At 41.6% G+C, this 15,640-nt stretch carries 13 protein-coding genes; 1 reads left to right on the forward strand and 12 read right to left on the reverse strand.

Features of this window, described 5'->3' with window-relative positions; translation table 11 throughout:
* Position 1: 1 nt before the first annotated feature.
* Genes KI809_RS00295 through prsT form a run of 10 tightly spaced genes read right to left on the reverse strand, consistent with a single transcriptional unit; the run spans position 2 to position 12,035 of the window.
* On the reverse strand, positions 2-679 hold the full coding sequence (locus KI809_RS00295) for an exosortase C-terminal domain/associated protein EpsI (protein ID WP_214169530.1): 678 nt from the start codon (positions 677-679) through the stop codon (positions 2-4).
* The gene (locus KI809_RS00300) at positions 667-1,530 is read right to left on the reverse strand and encodes an exosortase/archaeosortase family protein (RefSeq protein WP_246559188.1); all 864 of its coding nucleotides are present in this window, start codon (positions 1,528-1,530) and stop codon (positions 667-669) included. The genes KI809_RS00295 and KI809_RS00300 overlap by 13 nt, the downstream gene beginning before the upstream one ends.
* Positions 1,531-1,544: 14 nt before the next feature.
* A complete protein-coding gene (locus KI809_RS00305; RefSeq protein ID WP_214169532.1) occupies positions 1,545-2,417 on the reverse strand; it encodes an XrtA system polysaccharide deacetylase in 873 nt (290 codons plus the stop codon).
* A 1-nt stretch (position 2,418) separates the two neighbouring features.
* Positions 2,419-3,657, reverse strand: a complete 1,239-nt coding sequence (locus KI809_RS00310) for a TIGR03016 family PEP-CTERM system-associated outer membrane protein (RefSeq protein ID WP_214169533.1) — start codon at positions 3,655-3,657, stop codon at positions 2,419-2,421.
* Positions 3,658-4,818 (reverse strand): XrtA/PEP-CTERM system-associated ATPase, encoded by a 1,161-nt coding sequence (locus KI809_RS00315; RefSeq protein ID WP_214169534.1) that lies wholly within the window; start codon positions 4,816-4,818, stop codon positions 3,658-3,660. It lies immediately after the preceding gene.
* 20 nt (positions 4,819-4,838) lie between these two features.
* Positions 4,839-5,684 carry an XrtA-associated tyrosine autokinase gene (locus KI809_RS00320; RefSeq protein WP_214169535.1) on the reverse strand — a complete coding sequence of 282 codons (846 nt, stop codon included), beginning with the start codon at positions 5,682-5,684 and terminating at the stop codon, positions 4,839-4,841.
* A gap of 20 nt (positions 5,685-5,704) precedes the next feature.
* Positions 5,705-7,177: an XrtA system polysaccharide chain length determinant gene (locus tag KI809_RS00325; RefSeq protein WP_214169536.1), complete on the reverse strand. Its 1,473-nt coding sequence runs from the start codon at positions 7,175-7,177 to the stop codon at positions 5,705-5,707.
* A 15-nt stretch (positions 7,178-7,192) separates the two neighbouring features.
* On the reverse strand, positions 7,193-7,993 hold the full coding sequence (locus KI809_RS00330; RefSeq protein WP_214169537.1) for an XrtA/PEP-CTERM system exopolysaccharide export protein: 801 nt from the start codon (positions 7,991-7,993) through the stop codon (positions 7,193-7,195).
* A gap of 17 nt (positions 7,994-8,010) precedes the next feature.
* Positions 8,011-9,372 carry a TIGR03013 family XrtA/PEP-CTERM system glycosyltransferase gene (locus tag KI809_RS00335; RefSeq protein WP_214169538.1) on the reverse strand — a complete coding sequence of 454 codons (1,362 nt, stop codon included), beginning with the start codon at positions 9,370-9,372 and terminating at the stop codon, positions 8,011-8,013.
* Positions 9,369-12,035: an XrtA/PEP-CTERM system TPR-repeat protein PrsT gene (gene prsT, locus KI809_RS00340; RefSeq protein ID WP_214169539.1), complete on the reverse strand. Its 2,667-nt coding sequence runs from the start codon at positions 12,033-12,035 to the stop codon at positions 9,369-9,371. The genes KI809_RS00335 and prsT overlap by 4 nt, the downstream gene beginning before the upstream one ends.
* A gap of 165 nt (positions 12,036-12,200) precedes the next feature.
* Between prsT and KI809_RS00345 the strand changes: the two genes are divergently transcribed.
* Positions 12,201-12,914 carry a CAAX prenyl protease-related protein gene (locus KI809_RS00345; protein WP_214169540.1) on the forward strand — a complete coding sequence of 238 codons (714 nt, stop codon included), beginning with the start codon at positions 12,201-12,203 and terminating at the stop codon, positions 12,912-12,914.
* Positions 12,915-13,060: 146 nt separating this feature from the next.
* Here KI809_RS00345 and KI809_RS00350 read toward each other — a convergent pair whose 3' ends face one another.
* Positions 13,061-14,146, reverse strand: coding sequence for a hypothetical protein (locus tag KI809_RS00350; RefSeq protein ID WP_246559091.1), 1,086 nt, complete (start codon positions 14,144-14,146; stop codon positions 13,061-13,063).
* Positions 14,147-14,343: 197 nt separating this feature from the next.
* Complete coding sequence (locus KI809_RS00355) at positions 14,344-15,633, reverse strand: homocysteine synthase (protein WP_214169542.1); 1,290 nt, start codon at positions 15,631-15,633, stop codon at positions 14,344-14,346.
* Between the last annotated feature and the right edge of the window lie 7 nt (positions 15,634-15,640).

Genomic DNA, 15,640 nt, shown 5'->3' on the forward strand with positions numbered 1-15,640 from the left:
TCTATTTGATCCCAGTGCCTTTAGGTGGCTGGTCTCCAATAATATAATTGAGGAAGTTTGGATAAAAAGACCGGATGAAATCATCAACAATCTTTACAGCATCCTCTTTGGAACGATTATCTAATGATAGTGTAATTCTAACAAAAGCATTGTCTTCATTACTCCCAGCCATTCTCTGTCTCAGCAAACTGACCTTCTGACCAAAAGTGTCGGGAAGCGTTTTTTTCACTGCCTGGAACCAATAAGCAACAAGTTCTTTACGCCCCTCCCGTTCCGCAACCATCACTGAGTACGTGACCGGAATACCAGAAACAGCTTCAGTTATAACAGGTTGACCCAGCTTAGTCAGGCACCACCCCTGCCCGGGAAAACAAACCATCGGATCATGAGCGGAGCCAACTTTTTTGGCAGTAAGGTAGTAGCCAATATAAAGAGTGAGAGTATCATTACCTTTGTTATATGTTTGAAACAGATAGTCATCAAGCTCTAAGGCATCAATGACTTTTTGATCCAAACGCTGGTCTGCAGATATATGCCAACCGTCAATTACAGACAAAGCATTTACAAGTTTTTGATCCTTTGGCTTGGGTTCAACATGCTTGACAAGCGACAAGCCAAATGCTGTAAGCACAAACATAGTGACAAGAATTAGAATTTTGAGGAGATTTATTTGTCCCATTTAGACAACACTTTCTGAGTTAAGAGAAACAGGATAAAAGACAACCCAAAGATAGCCATACCATACCAAGTGTGAATTGGCTCTGAAGTGAGATTGAAATTAAAATAATAATAAGCAATTACCATAACCGAAATCCTGGCAATATTCACTAATACGGCTATCGGCAATGCCAAAACGAACAAAAAAGTCCTCAAGAGTGGTGATGAAAGCGTAAAGTAACCGTACAATGCGGCAAGGGTAAAAAGCGACATTATCGAGCGGAGACCGCTGCAGGCTTGTACAACCTCAAAGGTGTAATTGGGAAGATTTATTACATTGCCTTCGAGGTAGACCGGTATTCCGATCAAAGTCGTTGTTATAGCAGAAACTTTTGAAACAATAAGCTGCAGTGGTAAAGTTAATGCTGAATAAATCTGTGATGGTATCGGTATCATCAATAAAAGTAATGCTATAGGGAACAATAAAGCGACTAAAAATCTGTATCCACCTAGAAATAAGATTGAACCAGCAATAGTCAGTATTAAAGATAGCGGAGAAAGAGTTGCAATACCTGCAAGTTTTGCAAACAAATAAAGCGTTAAGCTTATAACAACAAGCAGCATGCCCCACCAGGATGGAACAATTGGAAGTTCACTCAGCCGAGATCTATTTCGCCAGACTATATACAAAGCAGCCGGAATAATGAGAAAACCATGCGAAGCATCATCAGATGCATACCAAGTCTTTATCAGACTTCTGAAAACCGGATAATATGCAGTGCAAAATGCAATCAATAATACTGAAAATGCAATTACTGCCTTATGATTGTGTCGATCCGGACTGTTTACAGGCTTTGTCTGGGATAGATCCATTGGCAACAATGTAGTTATACTCCGTAACTATATTCCGAGAGATTAGTAGAATGCTCCAAAACTTGTAACATTGTACCAAATTTATTTGTAGAAAGAAGAGATCTAAGTTTTGCCTTAGTTTTATCGAGATTTACATAATGCCTAAAACGCGACTTCATTCCGGCTTTGATTCTTGGCTGTTCAGGATCAATCTCCCATGGGTGAAAGTATAGAACAACCGGCTTTCCTTCTTTAGTGTTGATAGTGCGGATTGCATGGGAAAGAAAAGCCGTGGGCAACAAACGTAAATACCCTCCCCCAGCCACAGGGAGGTGATACACCTTGCCGCCAATATGGAGAGGATAAGTAGTTAAAGGGAACTCTCGAATAGTACCGGATGCACTTTTTATGAGATAAGGGAAACGAGGGGAATCTGGTATGCCATACGTATCGTGATAAACAGGGAAGATACTAGAATCATAAGTAAAACCTTCTTCTATGAGAACATTAATAGCCCAGAGAGAATTATACGTAATTGAATAGCTTGGAGCGCGATAACCGTTAACTTGAGTACCGGTTAAATCCTCAATAATTCTTTTTGCACGGCGAACATCTTCACGGAAACGGTCTAGTCCGATGTCAAAAATAAGCTCGTGACCATACCCGTGACAAGCGATTTCATGACCTCTTCGTTGTATTTCCTTTATCAATTCAGGTTCTCTTTCAGCAATCCACCCCAAAACAAAAAATGTTCCTTTCAAGGACAAATCGTCAAGCATTTCAAGAATAAGATCAGTATTTGCGGCAACACGCAGTTGGAATTGACTCCATTGTTCACGTTTGACATGTCTAGCAAAGGCATTAACCTGGAAATAATCTTCTACATCAATTGACAGGGCGTTAAGCATGTCAAAAACTCTTTTCAAGTTGGACAAAATATCGATTAATATCCTTGTTACCAGCCGTCTCGAAAATCTGATTTCTGTTTGTTATATGTGTGTATGAAAGAGAGGCAATCAGACCATCATTGAATGAATACGAAACCCCAGCAATGCCGGTTAATCTGTAAGGGTAATCATCAGGTGTTTTTTGGTTGAACCGATCACCCAAAACCGATAAAGACAGTTTCAGGTTGTCGGTAATCTCATATTTTCCCAAGGCGCGTAGAGATACGCGCTTGCTATCAGTGACGCCTGTTTCTGTAATTTCAAATTCAGAATATGAGCCTGAAAACACTAAGCTCCCTCTTTCTAAAGCTCTTTCAAATTTGCCTGAATAAACTGTTTCCTTGATCGAAGAGCGTAGCGGATCCTCAGAATATTGCACTTTAGATTCCAACGTGGCAGTTACTATCGGGAATTCATGGGTTAACCCAGCATCCCAAAAGACATTGCTGATATTTTTCCTGGTATCAAAAGATTGCCATGTATTTCCTACCTTGCCGAAAATGTATGACTTGTTAGCGTACTCGTACCTGAAACCGCCATAGGCATTGTGCCTTTCAAACTTGTTGACAGATGTGTTGGTATCGGAGAATGAATAGCCCCATGTCAAAAAAAATCCGGACAAAAGTTCATGGCTGGCATCGGCAAAGGCATAATGCTCCCTCTTATCCACACCAGACGGCTCTTTGTACCAGGTATTCGTATATCGGTATCCGGTCTTGATCGTAGAGTTACTTCCCACACGCCAGACAAGATAAGGTGAAATAACTCCTATATTTTGATCACTTTGATTGACAAAAAGGCTTTCATCGGTATTATCACGTGCGACATCAAGAGTAACCCTTTTGTAAGAATCTGATAGTTGCACGAAAAAAAAGTTTTCAATAAGTGAAAGAGTTGCCTTTGATAACAGATTGTGCGTGTATTCGTCGCCTTTAGTTCCCTTCGCATAATATCGGTAATCAAAATTATAGGATGAGTCCAGATCAAGCCGTTTGGCAAAATATTTAAGAGAGAAACCAGGCATAGCCCTCGTTATGAATTCTGTCTTTTTATTGGTTTTAGTATCTAAAATATTGTCATTATATTCTTCACTCACTACAAGGCGCGGTTTAAATTCAACATCAGCGGCATCTGCTGCCCGTGGCAGTAAAATGAAACCGCTGATGAGAAGAAGGAAAACTTTATGGGTAACAGAATTCATTTAACTCCCCAATATTTTTCTAACTAGGCTTGATTTTGATCCATTTGCAGAATCCTGCTCATTGGTATCTCTATGGCTTCTTATTTTTTCGATTCTAGAATTAATGGCATTTAACGATGCGTCTGTTTCTTTTACATGAAACATAAAAGCATTCTGGAGTTCTGTAAGCCTCTGACTAAATTCCTTATTTATAGAATCAGATAGAATTTTAGCTTCTTTCTCCATCCCATCAAGACGAGAAGTAATTTTCAGCAAAGATTGGGCAACCTGAGCAGATATTGAATCTTCATTAACTGTTGCATTTGGAGTCAAATCGGCAAGTTCATTTTCAATCTGGTTATTTCCCCAAAAATGCCCATCAAAATCCAGTTCTCCAATAACATCCCTTACTAACTCTTCATCCAAGGTCTTAGTCTCTTCTGCAAAAGCGGAAATCAGCAAGAAATCGCAGATAATATTTATTAAACGCGGGATTCCCTTACTGCTACAATATATAAGATCCATGGCACTCGGCATGAATGTAACGGCAGAGGCATTCCCAGCCACTTCAAGCCTATGGATTATATATTGCTCCATCTCTGGGCATGATAGTGGTTGCAGATGGCAATTAATACTTATCCGTTGCCTCAATTGTCTGAGACCTGGAGAGTTCATAGTTTTTCTAAGCTCTGGCTGTCCTACGAGAATAATCTGCAGCAACTTCGAGCTATCAGTCTCCAAATTCGAAAGCATTCGAATCTCTTCTAGTAATTTTGGGGTCAAATTTTGAGCCTCGTCAACAATTAAAACAGGGAAATTCCCAATAGCATATTGCTCTACCAGAAAATCATTGAGATCACGCAACATTGATGTCTTGTCCTTACCAGCTACAGGTAAGCCAAAGTCATCATTGATGAGAGCAATAAGCTGCTCCGAATTGACTCGAGTATTAAATACCTTGGCTATAACAACTTCTTCATGATGTTTTTTTAGCATATCTCGTATTATGGTTGTCTTGCCCGAACCAACTTCGCCGGTCAGTAAAATAAACCCAACCCGCTCACGAATACCATAATCGAGATAAGTAAGAGCTTTTTTATGTGATTTACTAAGAAAAAGGAACTCAGGATTGGGAACAAGATCAAACGGTTTGAGAGAAAGACCGAAAAAGGCTTCGTACATTAAAGTTACCCCGGGAAATGCTAAGAAATATTTTGCTGATAATGTTTGTTATAATAATGTCCGTATCTATCATCAGAAGCACATATTGACGCTTCATTGTATACTATCCCAAGGTTATTTGCCCCCTCTAAAGCTAAGAGCCCTTCAGCAATAGTTGCTTGAGAAGCAAGCCTCTCCTTTACAACAAAAATTACACCGTCTACTAGCCTGCTCAAAGTCCTGGTTTCGGCAAAAGGGAGAATCGGTGGAGTATCAATAATCACAAAACGGTCCTGATAGCGATTTTTAATTTCTTTGATAATTTGAGTTAGCCTTTGAGAGGTAAAAAGCTCAACCGGATTCTGAGATACCGTGCCAGCAGGCATAAGCACCAATCTTCCGATACCTGTGTGAACCAGAGCGTTACTGATTTCCACCTTGTTTTCTAAAACCTCAGCTAGTCCACAGTCATGTTCAATTTCCAGATATTTATGAGCAGAGGGTTTACGCAGATCAGCGTCGATCAGGAGGACCGTGTGGTCAATCTCTTGGGCTAGGCTCAACGCCAGGTTCAATGCCGTAATGCTTTTCCCTTCGCCGGCAATAGAGCTAGTAACCATAATTACATTTGACAAACTTCCCTGTCTAACCAAGCCGATAAGGTTTGATTTTAGTTTTTTATACTCTTCGGCAATCGGAGACCCTGAACCATTTGCAGAAACTAGAAGTGCGTTATTAATGCACCTGTTTTGCGGGTGAATAGGGTACTGTTCTTTGCAAGGTTCAGACTGACTAATTTGATTGCTCGCCGGAAGATCTAGACTAATATCCGGTACCCGTTGCCGTAATTGTGAAGCTTTTTCGAGTGCTTTTTCTATTCTGCTCATTGTCCCCTCAAGGCGGAGTATTAAAATATTTGAGAAATTCGATTAATTATTTTATCTACATATTGAAGATCTAAAAGCTCTATTGCCAAAAAACTCAAGATAAACAGAAAATAAAAAGATGACATAGCATAGATGATTCTATCAACTTTCTGACGTTTAACTTCTTGGGCAAAATCCGGAATCCTAGGAATAACAGCCAATACTGGCAAACCATAGGGCTTTAACATTTCAGTCGATTTTATAGTGCTCCGAAGCTGATCCAGCCCGAAAAGTATGCCGTACGCAGCGCCAATGCCGGCAACAATCGCCATAAGAATTATTCTTACACGATTCGGACTGACTGGTTTTACCGGCAATACTGCAGGATCAACAATTCTGAACGTGGTTGTCTTGTCCTGCACTTCCATTTGCTTGGAAACTTCTGATTGCCCTTGACGGGAAAGTAGCTGATCATACAACTCTTTCTGCTTTTTCTTGTCCACATCCATCTTTTCCAGCTCAGCTTTAACAGTTGGTATCTGCCGCATCAAAGATTGATTTTTCGCTATGTAACGCCTGAGACTTTCTTCTGTTAATTTTAGCGCGCTCAGTTCGGCTTCAATTTTAGCTACTTCCTGTGGATCAGCATTACCGACACCAGCAGCAGGTCGTTTTGCGATCTGCTGTTTAAGCGAATCTATTTCTCCACGAATACGAATCAATTCTGGGTAGTTATCATTAAATTGGTTTCTCAGTTCATCCTGACGCTTCTGGAGGGAAAGGAGTTGAGCATGCAGTGGGTCAGACTCTCGGCGAGTGACTGGTTTAAGCCCCTCAAGGTGGCGCCTGCGTAGTTGAATGTCTTGAAGCTTCTGTTCCGAAGAGTTAATTTCCTGAAACAGTTTTGCCTCATCAATATTAACGACACCACCCTGTTGAGCCTTAAATCTACTCAACTCTTCGTCTGCCTTGTCAAGCTTTTCTTTCACGGTGCCAATCTGGTCAGAAAAGAATTTAATTGCGCCATAAGACTCTTCACGTTTTGAGGAAATATTCTGTTCTATATATGTGGTGACAAGAGTATTAACGAAATCACGAGCAATTTTAGGGTTAGTATCTTTGTATGTTATTATGAAAAGATTATTATCTTTCACCTTGACTGAAATATTCCTGTTAATACGAAGAAGAATATTTTCGAGCTCGGAATCACTGTGTTTTTTAGCGTTCATATCCAGTTCATTGACTACCTTTGAAAGGATTGTTCTACTTGTAAGGGCATAGGTTAAAACTTTAATAGTCTGTTCCATTGATGGAGTAACAGCTATTCCCTTTACTAGTTCGCTAATTACATTCTTTTCAATAAATACTGTACTCTTCGCTTCATATATCTTTGGGAGGGAGTAACTGTAAATCACTCCTCCTGTCATTATAAGCAGTGCAATTAAGATAAAAAGCCGCTTCCTGCGGAGCAGGAGGTCAAGATACATTCTATAGTCAAATTCTTTAGTTTGCATGTAATCTCTCTTGTATTAAAAAATACCTTCCTTAACTATTATGTAATCACCTGGTTTTAGCTTGATATTCTGCGAAAAATCACCATTTTTCGTAATCTCCTTGGCTCGAACCTCCAAAGTTTCCTCTTTGTCACCAGTTTTTCGACGAACTACTGTATCGTTCTGACTGGCAAACTTTGTGAACCCCCCAGATTCAAGAATAGCCTCCATAACCGTCATTCCATCACGATATTCAATCGATTTCGGAGTAGTTACAGCACCAAGTACATAGACGCTTTTATCTAGCAAAAGCGGCATAAATATGGCGTCTCCTGAGACGACCTCCATATCCTCTTTCAAATCACCTTCAGCAAAAAGTTTAAAAAAATCTTCTTTTAATTTTTTACCATTCCGCAAAAGATAGGATCGTCTCAAATCTGCAGTTTTTACATCACCTAAGGAACACAGAAGTTGCAGAAGCGATGATTTTCGAGTCAGGTCGTAGATACCCGACCTAATCCCTCCACCAAAAATATAAACTTTACTATTTGTTATCTCTCTTACAGTTACTGTTACTATCGGATTTTTTACGAGTTCCTTGAGTTTATCCGTAAGAGAGACCTGCAACCCGGAAGGAGTGAAGCCGCTGGCGACAACGTCTCCAAGGCCAGGAACAGTAATTTTACCGTCTGGTCGGACCTTAACTGAAAAGGATAGCTCCTTAATTCCCCATACCGCAACATCAAGACCGTCACCTTCACCTATCACATAATCTGCAGCATACCCTGGGACAGAACAAACAAAACAGATCGCAAAAACAATCAACAAGCTTCTCATTACGCTTCCTCCACGCATCATCTAGCCCCTCGACGAAAAAGAACTACCTTAACAGTTTCCAAAATAATCATGATGTCGAATGGCAGAGAAATATTCTTTATGTAGTAAAGGTCATAACGCAATTTTTCAATGGCATCTTCAACTGAAGCGCCATAAGGATAACGTACCTGAGCCCATCCGGTAACGCCGGGTTTAACGTAATGTCGTTCCGAATAATAAGGGATTACCTCGGTCAATTTCTTCACAAATTCTGGACGTTCTGGACGCGGGCCAACCAAGCTCATATCCCCACGTAACACATTAAAGAGCTGAGGTATTTCATCAATCCTACTTTTGCGCAGGAACTCCCCAACCTTTGTCACTCGTGGGTCTTTTTCCTTTGCCCAAACTGCACCTGTACCACTTTCGGCATCCTGTCTCATGCTTCTAAACTTGAATAAATTGAATAGTTTCTCACCCTCCCCTACCCTCGTCTGTCGAAAAAGAATTGGCCCAGGCGAGTCAATCCTTATGACAAGTGCAATAATAGGGATAAATGGCAGGATCAATAGAAGCCCAATTGCCGCACAGAAAAGATCCGTCATTCTCTTCAAGAGCCTTAAGGCCAGAGTGACCCTGAACCCGTGGGAAAAAATAAACCAACTCGGGGTAATGTTTTCCAATAAAAGCTTGCCAGTAATCTGCTCGTAAAATGACGGTGCGTCAACAACCTCAATGCCACTTAGTTTGCAACTGAGAACCTCCTGCAAAGGGAAAACCCCGCGTCTCTCTGACAGTGAAACTACAATTTTTTGGGCTCCAACCCTCTTTACTGCAGAACAAAGCCCATCTTCACAACTGATTATATTATGATAAGGAACCATCACAGGTTCAGAGGCGCAGTTAAAATATCCTGCCAAAGTATACAAATGATTCTTTGCAGTAATAAGATTTCCAATCTGTCGCGCTAGCGGACCAGTACCAAGGATAAGAACCTTATTGACAAATCCAGGAAGATTAGAAGTGACTCGGATTATAAAATAGGACAAGTATTCCAAAATCCCAAATATAAGGAGCGAGACCAAAAGAACAATGCGACCGAAAAGTAGGAATTCTGTCAAATAAAAAAGACTGGTAAGAATGAAAAAGGATACTACCAGAGACAATGTTATTCTTATCAGGTATTCCCTTTTCCCTATTTCTACTGAATAAGTATATATTTCTAGTAAAAAAGAAGAAAACAACAGAACAATTACAAATACAATTATTCTTGCAATTTCAAACCTAGACATATTATTCAGGATCGGAATAAAACCAAACCGGATAAAATAGGCCGAAAAAAGCGCCAATATAGCAAATATCGTATCAAAAGCGATTGTAATGAGAAAGCGTTTCGTCACTTAGCTTTTTTTCCCCCGCCAGAAGACAATTCGGAATGCAATTGCCGTGCTTGTGCTATTTCAGGGAAATTTCCTAATTGCAGTGCTTTTTGAACTCTATCCAAGGATTTTTTTTGATCTCCGCTCCCTTTCAATGCAAGTGCAAAATGATAAAGTACTGTCGGGTTATTAGGGAGTGCGGCAGTCGCCTTATCAAGAACCTTCACTGCTTCGCCATATTTCCCATTCTTCAATAAAGCATACCCTAATGTGTCCATGACACCTGGATTCCCTGGCTCCAACTTGAACGCATTTATGGCTAGCTGTAGGGATTCTTCTTTACTGCCGTATCCGTCTGCAGCAAGATATGCAAGATTGTTTAAAGCTGGTACGTAACTTTGAGATTTGGCAAGCGCATCACGATACTTTTTCACGGCATCTTTCTTTTTACCTGTTTGCTCGTAAAGAGACCCCAATGCGTAATGCGCAGGCGCAAAATCATCATTGGTTCTTATTATTTCGTTAATAGTAGTTCCAGCAGCTATAAAATCTTTCATTTTTAAATAGAGATTACCAAGTTGCAGTTTTGCAGAAAGATTTGCAGGTTCAGCCTTCAAACCTTTTTTCAACTCGTCAATAGCTCTAGCAGTGTCATTCTGACTCTCGTAAATTGAAGCAAGCACCATAAAACCGAGGGCTGAATTCGGTTTAAGAGTTATCACGCGTTGAGCCTGGTCAATGGCTTTTGGCACTGCTTTCATTGCCATATAGGCATTAATTTTAAATCCGATGCCTGCCCCTTGACGAACTTGCTCAATGTCATCAAATACCTTGATAGCTTCATTGTATTTCTTTTCAGACATCAACAGTTTACCCTTAGCCTCTAAGGCGGAAACATTTTTAGGATCTGCCTTTAAGGCTTCATCAACAACACTGAAAGCTTTCCCAATATCTTTTTTCCGCGCATAATAACCTGCAAGAGCAATGAAAGCGGTAGTGTTCTTAGTATCTTTTGCTTTAAGATAGTAATTAAGCGCTTCTGTTTCACGCCCCTTCAACTCTTGTGTAGCAGCAATTGCCAGCAAAGCTCTCAAGTTTGTCGGGTCTTTAGCTAAGATGGCATTATATTCAGCAATTGACTTGTCGTGCTCCCCTTTAGCAGCATAATAGTTGGCAATATTAAAATATACCGGGAAGAACGATGGATCTGCCGCCTTAGCTTTCTGCAGATATTTTAATGCATCATCCGGTTTCCGCTGTGATAGTGCTGTTGAAGCGAGAGCATTATAAAGTGGCGCATCAGAAGGCTTTCCGGTAAGCCCTTTGTTTAACAAGGAAACGGCTTTAACCTGATTACCTTGGCGCATATAGTAGGAATAAAGAATCATTCTAGAATTGAGAACTTCTGGGTTCACATTTATTGCTGCTTGCAGCTCTGCCTCGCCTTCGCGCTCCTTGCCTTTACTGAGGTTGATCACACCCTTTTTAATATGTGCATCAATGAGTTTAGGATCAATTTCAGTAGCCTTATTGAGCTCGCGCATTCCATCCTCAAACTGCCCTTTGGCAAGATAAGCACTTCCAAGGACGTTATGCGCCAACGCATTTTGCGGATCAGCATCTAATACTTTTTTTACCTCAGTAACAGCATCATCCAAACGCTTCTGCTGCAGCAGAATCATCGCTATCATGATACGGGATCTATGATGAGTTGGGACTCGGTCAAGAATAGTCCGAAACTGACTAATTGCCCCCTCAAGTTGGCCATTAGCGTAATTGGTCAATCCAAGGTAATAATATCCATCCGTAGTTGGCTGAATCTTGATTGAGTTTTGCAGGGCAGCACTTGCTTCATTATATTTTTTCTTTTTGAAATTTAATATGCCAGCCAAACGAGCAGACTCACCTCGTTTAGGAAACTTTTGGGAAAGTTCAGTAGAAATCTGTTCAGCCTTTGCCATGTCACCTAGATCGCTGTAAACAATTCCCATTTTGTAAAGAGGGGCAGGATCATTCTTGCTTATATCCGCAAGTTTACGATAGAGTTCTAGTGCTTTATTCCTGTTGCCTTGAGACATTTCTAACTGAGCGAGGAGACTGAAGGCTTTTACATTGTTTGCATCAATTGCTAGGACTTCATCGACTTGCCTGCGGGCATCATTAGCTCTGCCAGAAGAAGCATAGACCAGAGCTAATTCAAGCTTTGAAGAAAGTCGCTTTGGGTCGACCTGAAGAGCCTGAAGCAGATAGCGCTCTGCCTCATTAGGCTGCCTGTTAACAGCAAAGGCTGTGCCTTTGCATTCCAACCCCTCTGCGTCCCCAGGCTTCTGGGCAAGATACTCATCAATCATTTTGAGAGCATCCTGAGGCTTTTGTGACATATTGAAAACTTTTGCCAACAGCAATTTTATATCTGCATTACCAGGGTTCTGATTTAATACCTTCCTGAACTCACGTTCTGACTGCTCCAGCTTTCCAGTATTCATGTAAGCTATAGCAAGTTGTTGTCTGGCATCTAAATAATTTTGATCTTTTTCCAAGGCATTTTTTAGAAAGACAATAGCGCCATTGGGATTGCCTTTCTTTATCTCATCGACACCCTTGGCATAGAGCTCTTCCTTTGACTTGCCGACGCAAGCCGTAATAGCAAGAAGCAGAACAAGACAAATGACTAATTTTTTCACTGTACCCCCCCAGAAGAGACAATAAAAACTTAAATGTAATCCAGACTATAATGAGATATTATTACAGAAAACATCAATATCAGAAATTTTACTCAGCATCAAGACTGATGACATCGAAAAAAAGCATTTGATTTTAGAAATGATATCACATATTAAATCCAAGTCATGCACAATACAAAAAATCTATTTGACCCATCTGAAGGTTCTTTTCCCAGAATCGCACCATTCGCTCTATTCATGGCATTTATAGCCATCCAGGAAGGAATGCGATACATTGGCAAACATGGTATTCTTGCAATACCTGAGGACCTCTTTCTCTACTTATATCCTGTAAAAACAGTTTCTGTTGGATTGCTACTGTTCTGTTACAGGAAGAGCTATACTGAAATCACGCGCAATTGCCTCACAAATATAGGAAATATCTTTACAAGTGTATTTACAGGCATCATTGTCTTGGTTCTATGGATTAACATGGATTGGTCATGGGCGACTGTTGGCACGTCCAGCGGGTTTAACCCATCACTATTATCGGACAACGTTACACGTTACACCCTCATTTTTTCCCGTATTTTAGGTGCTGCTGTTGTAGTACCCATAATGGAAGAGATATTCTGGCGCTCATGGCTCCTCAGATACATTATATCTTCGGATTTCCAGTCAGTTGAAATTGGGAAGTTTACTTTGCCATCATTTCTTATCGGCACTATAATGTTTGGACTGGAACACAATCTCTGGCTAGCCGGTATTATGGCAGGTGCGATCTACACTTTACTTCTTTATCGCACAAAGAGCATCACACTCTGTATAGTTGCACATGGTTTAACCAATTTTCTTCTTGGCATCTATGTTCTTCAAACAGCAAGATGGGAGTTCTGGTGATACCCCAGTAAGTTTGCAAGATTACCATCAATATTGAGGTTTAAGATTAGAGAGAAAGTGATTTAAATTTATCTCATAATAATATTGAGAAGGGCCATCCAATGGATGGCCCTTCTCAATTGTGCCTATTTGCAAAGATCTTAATCCTATTGATACTGAATATAAACCGGCTTGGGATTCAGTTTAAGCAGGTCCTGCGGGGTCATTAGTTGATCGCCCTTTTTGGTGTCGTTATGGTAGAAAAGTTTAAATCCTGTGTACTGTACCGGCTCACTGACAATGTAGTCCTTGTATGAGTCACGCTTGAGCCAGGGCGCGCCCCAGCCGTCCATATGCATGACCATCTGAACTTCAGGGCGTAACACAATTTTCCGTGAGTTTGTCACCCCGTTGCGAGTAAAGCGGTGAACAGTGAACACCTTCGGGGGTAGATTATATTTTTTCACCAGATCCCGGAGATAACCTGAAGCATAGTTGATATCCGCTGCGTCGTAGGTGCCAATTTTTGTACCGGGTTTTTTCCTGCTGGCAATCAGATTGAACTCGGGGTCAATCCCCAAATGGACATCAGGATTTTTCAGAATCCACTCAAAACGGGGCAGTATCGTCCTGATGTCATCGTGGCCGGTCTGAATATCGATAAACATTATAGCCCCAGCCTGTTTAGCCCAGCCATAAACATCTTCGATTATCTTGTCTGGCATAATCATCCGATATTTGCCGGCTTTACCAGGTTCCCCCTGGGCAACTACGGCGATAAGATGAAGGGCTGGTTGCACAGGCATGGAAGGATCGGCTTTTTCCCATTTAGCAACCTCCATCCTCAAGCGGCGGATCATTTCATCCTTTGGATACTCACCAAGAGCACCCATTTTTTTCGATAAAGGATTGCCATAGTAAGCAACAATTCGTTTCTGTGGAAGAATCGACCCTGGCAACGAGCTGGGGCAATTAACCGGCCAGCCACATTTCTTTGCATAATCAGGGTCTTCGCCAGCATTGTACTTTATCTTGACTGCTGGAGCAGCCGCAGAAACCGTTTTACCCGATGCAGTTGTAACTGAGGCAAATGCCGTTAGCGGCTGCTTGGCTGAAGATCGAGAGATAAAGGCAGAGCTTCTGGCAGGATATGCTTTATCTGTATTGCTGGACCCAGATTTCTCAGAACTATTCCCTTTGTTACAGCCGGCGATAACACACGACATCATCAACAGAAAAATGATTTTTTTCATAAGCTCCATCATCAATAAAACTAGTAAATTATTTTAAACAGGAAATGTTCAAGGACTTAGGAAAAACCTAAGCCCTTGTTTTTATTGTAGCGGGGGATTTGATACGAATTTACATCAAGCATCCCGACAGCACGAGCAGAATATTGCAGAATCCATTTTAAGTCAAGCAAACCAATCGTTTTGATTCACAATTGTAGTTATACCTTTGCCAAGGCCTGATCAAGATCGGCAATTATGTCTTTTACGTTCTCCGTGCCGACAGACAAGCGGATGAAATCAGGAGTTACCCCTGTTGCCAGCTGCTCCTCTGCGGTTAACTGCTGATGGGTTGTGGATGCAGGATGGATCACCAGTGACTTTGAGTCGCCAATGTTGGCCAGAAGCGAGAATAGTTTGAGGTTGTTGATGAACCTCTTTCCCTCCTCGATGCCGCCCCCTTTAATACCAAAGCCGATCAGTGCCCCGAACAAGCCATCCCGGTGATATTTCTTGGCAAGGGTGTATGTTGGGTGATCCGGCAACCCTGGATAGTTAACCCAGCCGACCTTGGGATGACATTTGAGAAATTCGGCCACTTTCAAGGCATTAGTACTGTGGCGCTCCATTCTTAGGTGTAGAGTCTCAAGCCCCTGCAGAAAAAGAAACGAATTGAAAGGCGAAATTGCCGGACCGATGTCGCGCAACAGTTGCACCCGAACCTTGATGATGTAGGCGATATTTCCCAGAGCCTCCCAGAAATTTATGCCATGATATGAAGGATCAGGTTCAGCAAGCTGTGGGAACTTGCCGTTACCCCAATTGAAAGTTCCACCGTCAACAATAACACCACCAATAGAGGTTCCGTGACCACCGATAAACTTTGTAGCTGAGTGAACGACAATATCAGCACCGTGTTTCAAAGGTTGTACCAGGTATGGTGACGGAGTCGTATTGTCGATGATCAATGGTATGCCATTCTCATGAGCAATTTTCGCAACCGATTCTATATCCAAGGTGTCGAGTTTAGGATTCCCAAGCGTTTCTGCATAAACCAGCTTGGTCTTTGGGGTTATTGCCTTCCGGAAATTTTCCGGATCAGACGGGTCAACGAACTTCACAGTAACCCCCATTGTTGGCAGGGTATAGTGAAACAGGTTATATGTGCCACCATAGAGGCTTGTCGCAGAAATAATTTCGTCACCGGCATGAGCAAGTGTAAGAATAGCGAGAGTTATGGCCGACTGTCCGGATGCAACCGCAAGGGCTGCGACTCCCCCTTCCAGCGCAGCAATCCGTTTCTCGAAAACATCGCTCGTCGGGTTCATCAGCCGAGTGTAAATATTTCCAAACTCCTGCAGCCCAAAAAGGCGCGCTGCATGGTCAGCGTCATTGAAGACATAAGACGTTGTCTGATAGATAGGAACAGCACGACTGTTTGTGGTCGGATCCGGAACTTGGCCGGCATGCAATGCGAGGGTCTCAGCTTGATAGCTTGTTTCATCGCTCATATACGTT

This window comes from Geoanaerobacter pelophilus, from assembly GCF_018476885.1.
Taxonomy (GTDB): Bacteria; Desulfobacterota; Desulfuromonadia; order Geobacterales; family DSM-12255; genus Geoanaerobacter; species Geoanaerobacter pelophilus.

What these genes read in the sequence shown, in the direction of transcription:
- KI809_RS00300 (WP_246559188.1), bottom strand. Translation starts at nt 1,530, where the DNA reads ATGGATCTATCCCAGACAAAGCCTGTAAACAGTCCGGATCGACACAAT.
- KI809_RS00320 (WP_214169535.1), bottom strand. Translation starts at nt 5,684, where the DNA reads ATGAGCAGAATAGAAAAAGCACTCGAAAAAGCTTCACAATTACGGCAA.
- KI809_RS00310 (WP_214169533.1), bottom strand. Translation starts at nt 3,657, where the DNA reads ATGAATTCTGTTACCCATAAAGTTTTCCTTCTTCTCATCAGCGGTTTC.
- KI809_RS00315 (WP_214169534.1), bottom strand. Translation starts at nt 4,818, where the DNA reads ATGTACGAAGCCTTTTTCGGTCTTTCTCTCAAACCGTTTGATCTTGTT.
- KI809_RS00305 (WP_214169532.1), bottom strand. Translation starts at nt 2,417, where the DNA reads ATGCTTAACGCCCTGTCAATTGATGTAGAAGATTATTTCCAGGTTAAT.
- KI809_RS00295 (WP_214169530.1), bottom strand. Translation starts at nt 679, where the DNA reads ATGGGACAAATAAATCTCCTCAAAATTCTAATTCTTGTCACTATGTTT.
- KI809_RS00345 (WP_214169540.1), top strand. Translation starts at nt 12,201, where the DNA reads ATGCACAATACAAAAAATCTATTTGACCCATCTGAAGGTTCTTTTCCC.
- KI809_RS00325 (WP_214169536.1), bottom strand. Translation starts at nt 7,177, where the DNA reads ATGCAAACTAAAGAATTTGACTATAGAATGTATCTTGACCTCCTGCTC.
- KI809_RS00350 (WP_246559091.1), bottom strand. Translation starts at nt 14,146, where the DNA reads ATGAAAAAAATCATTTTTCTGTTGATGATGTCGTGTGTTATCGCCGGC.
- KI809_RS00355 (WP_214169542.1), bottom strand. Translation starts at nt 15,633, where the DNA reads ATGAGCGATGAAACAAGCTATCAAGCTGAGACCCTCGCATTGCATGCC.
- KI809_RS00330 (WP_214169537.1), bottom strand. Translation starts at nt 7,993, where the DNA reads ATGAGAAGCTTGTTGATTGTTTTTGCGATCTGTTTTGTTTGTTCTGTC.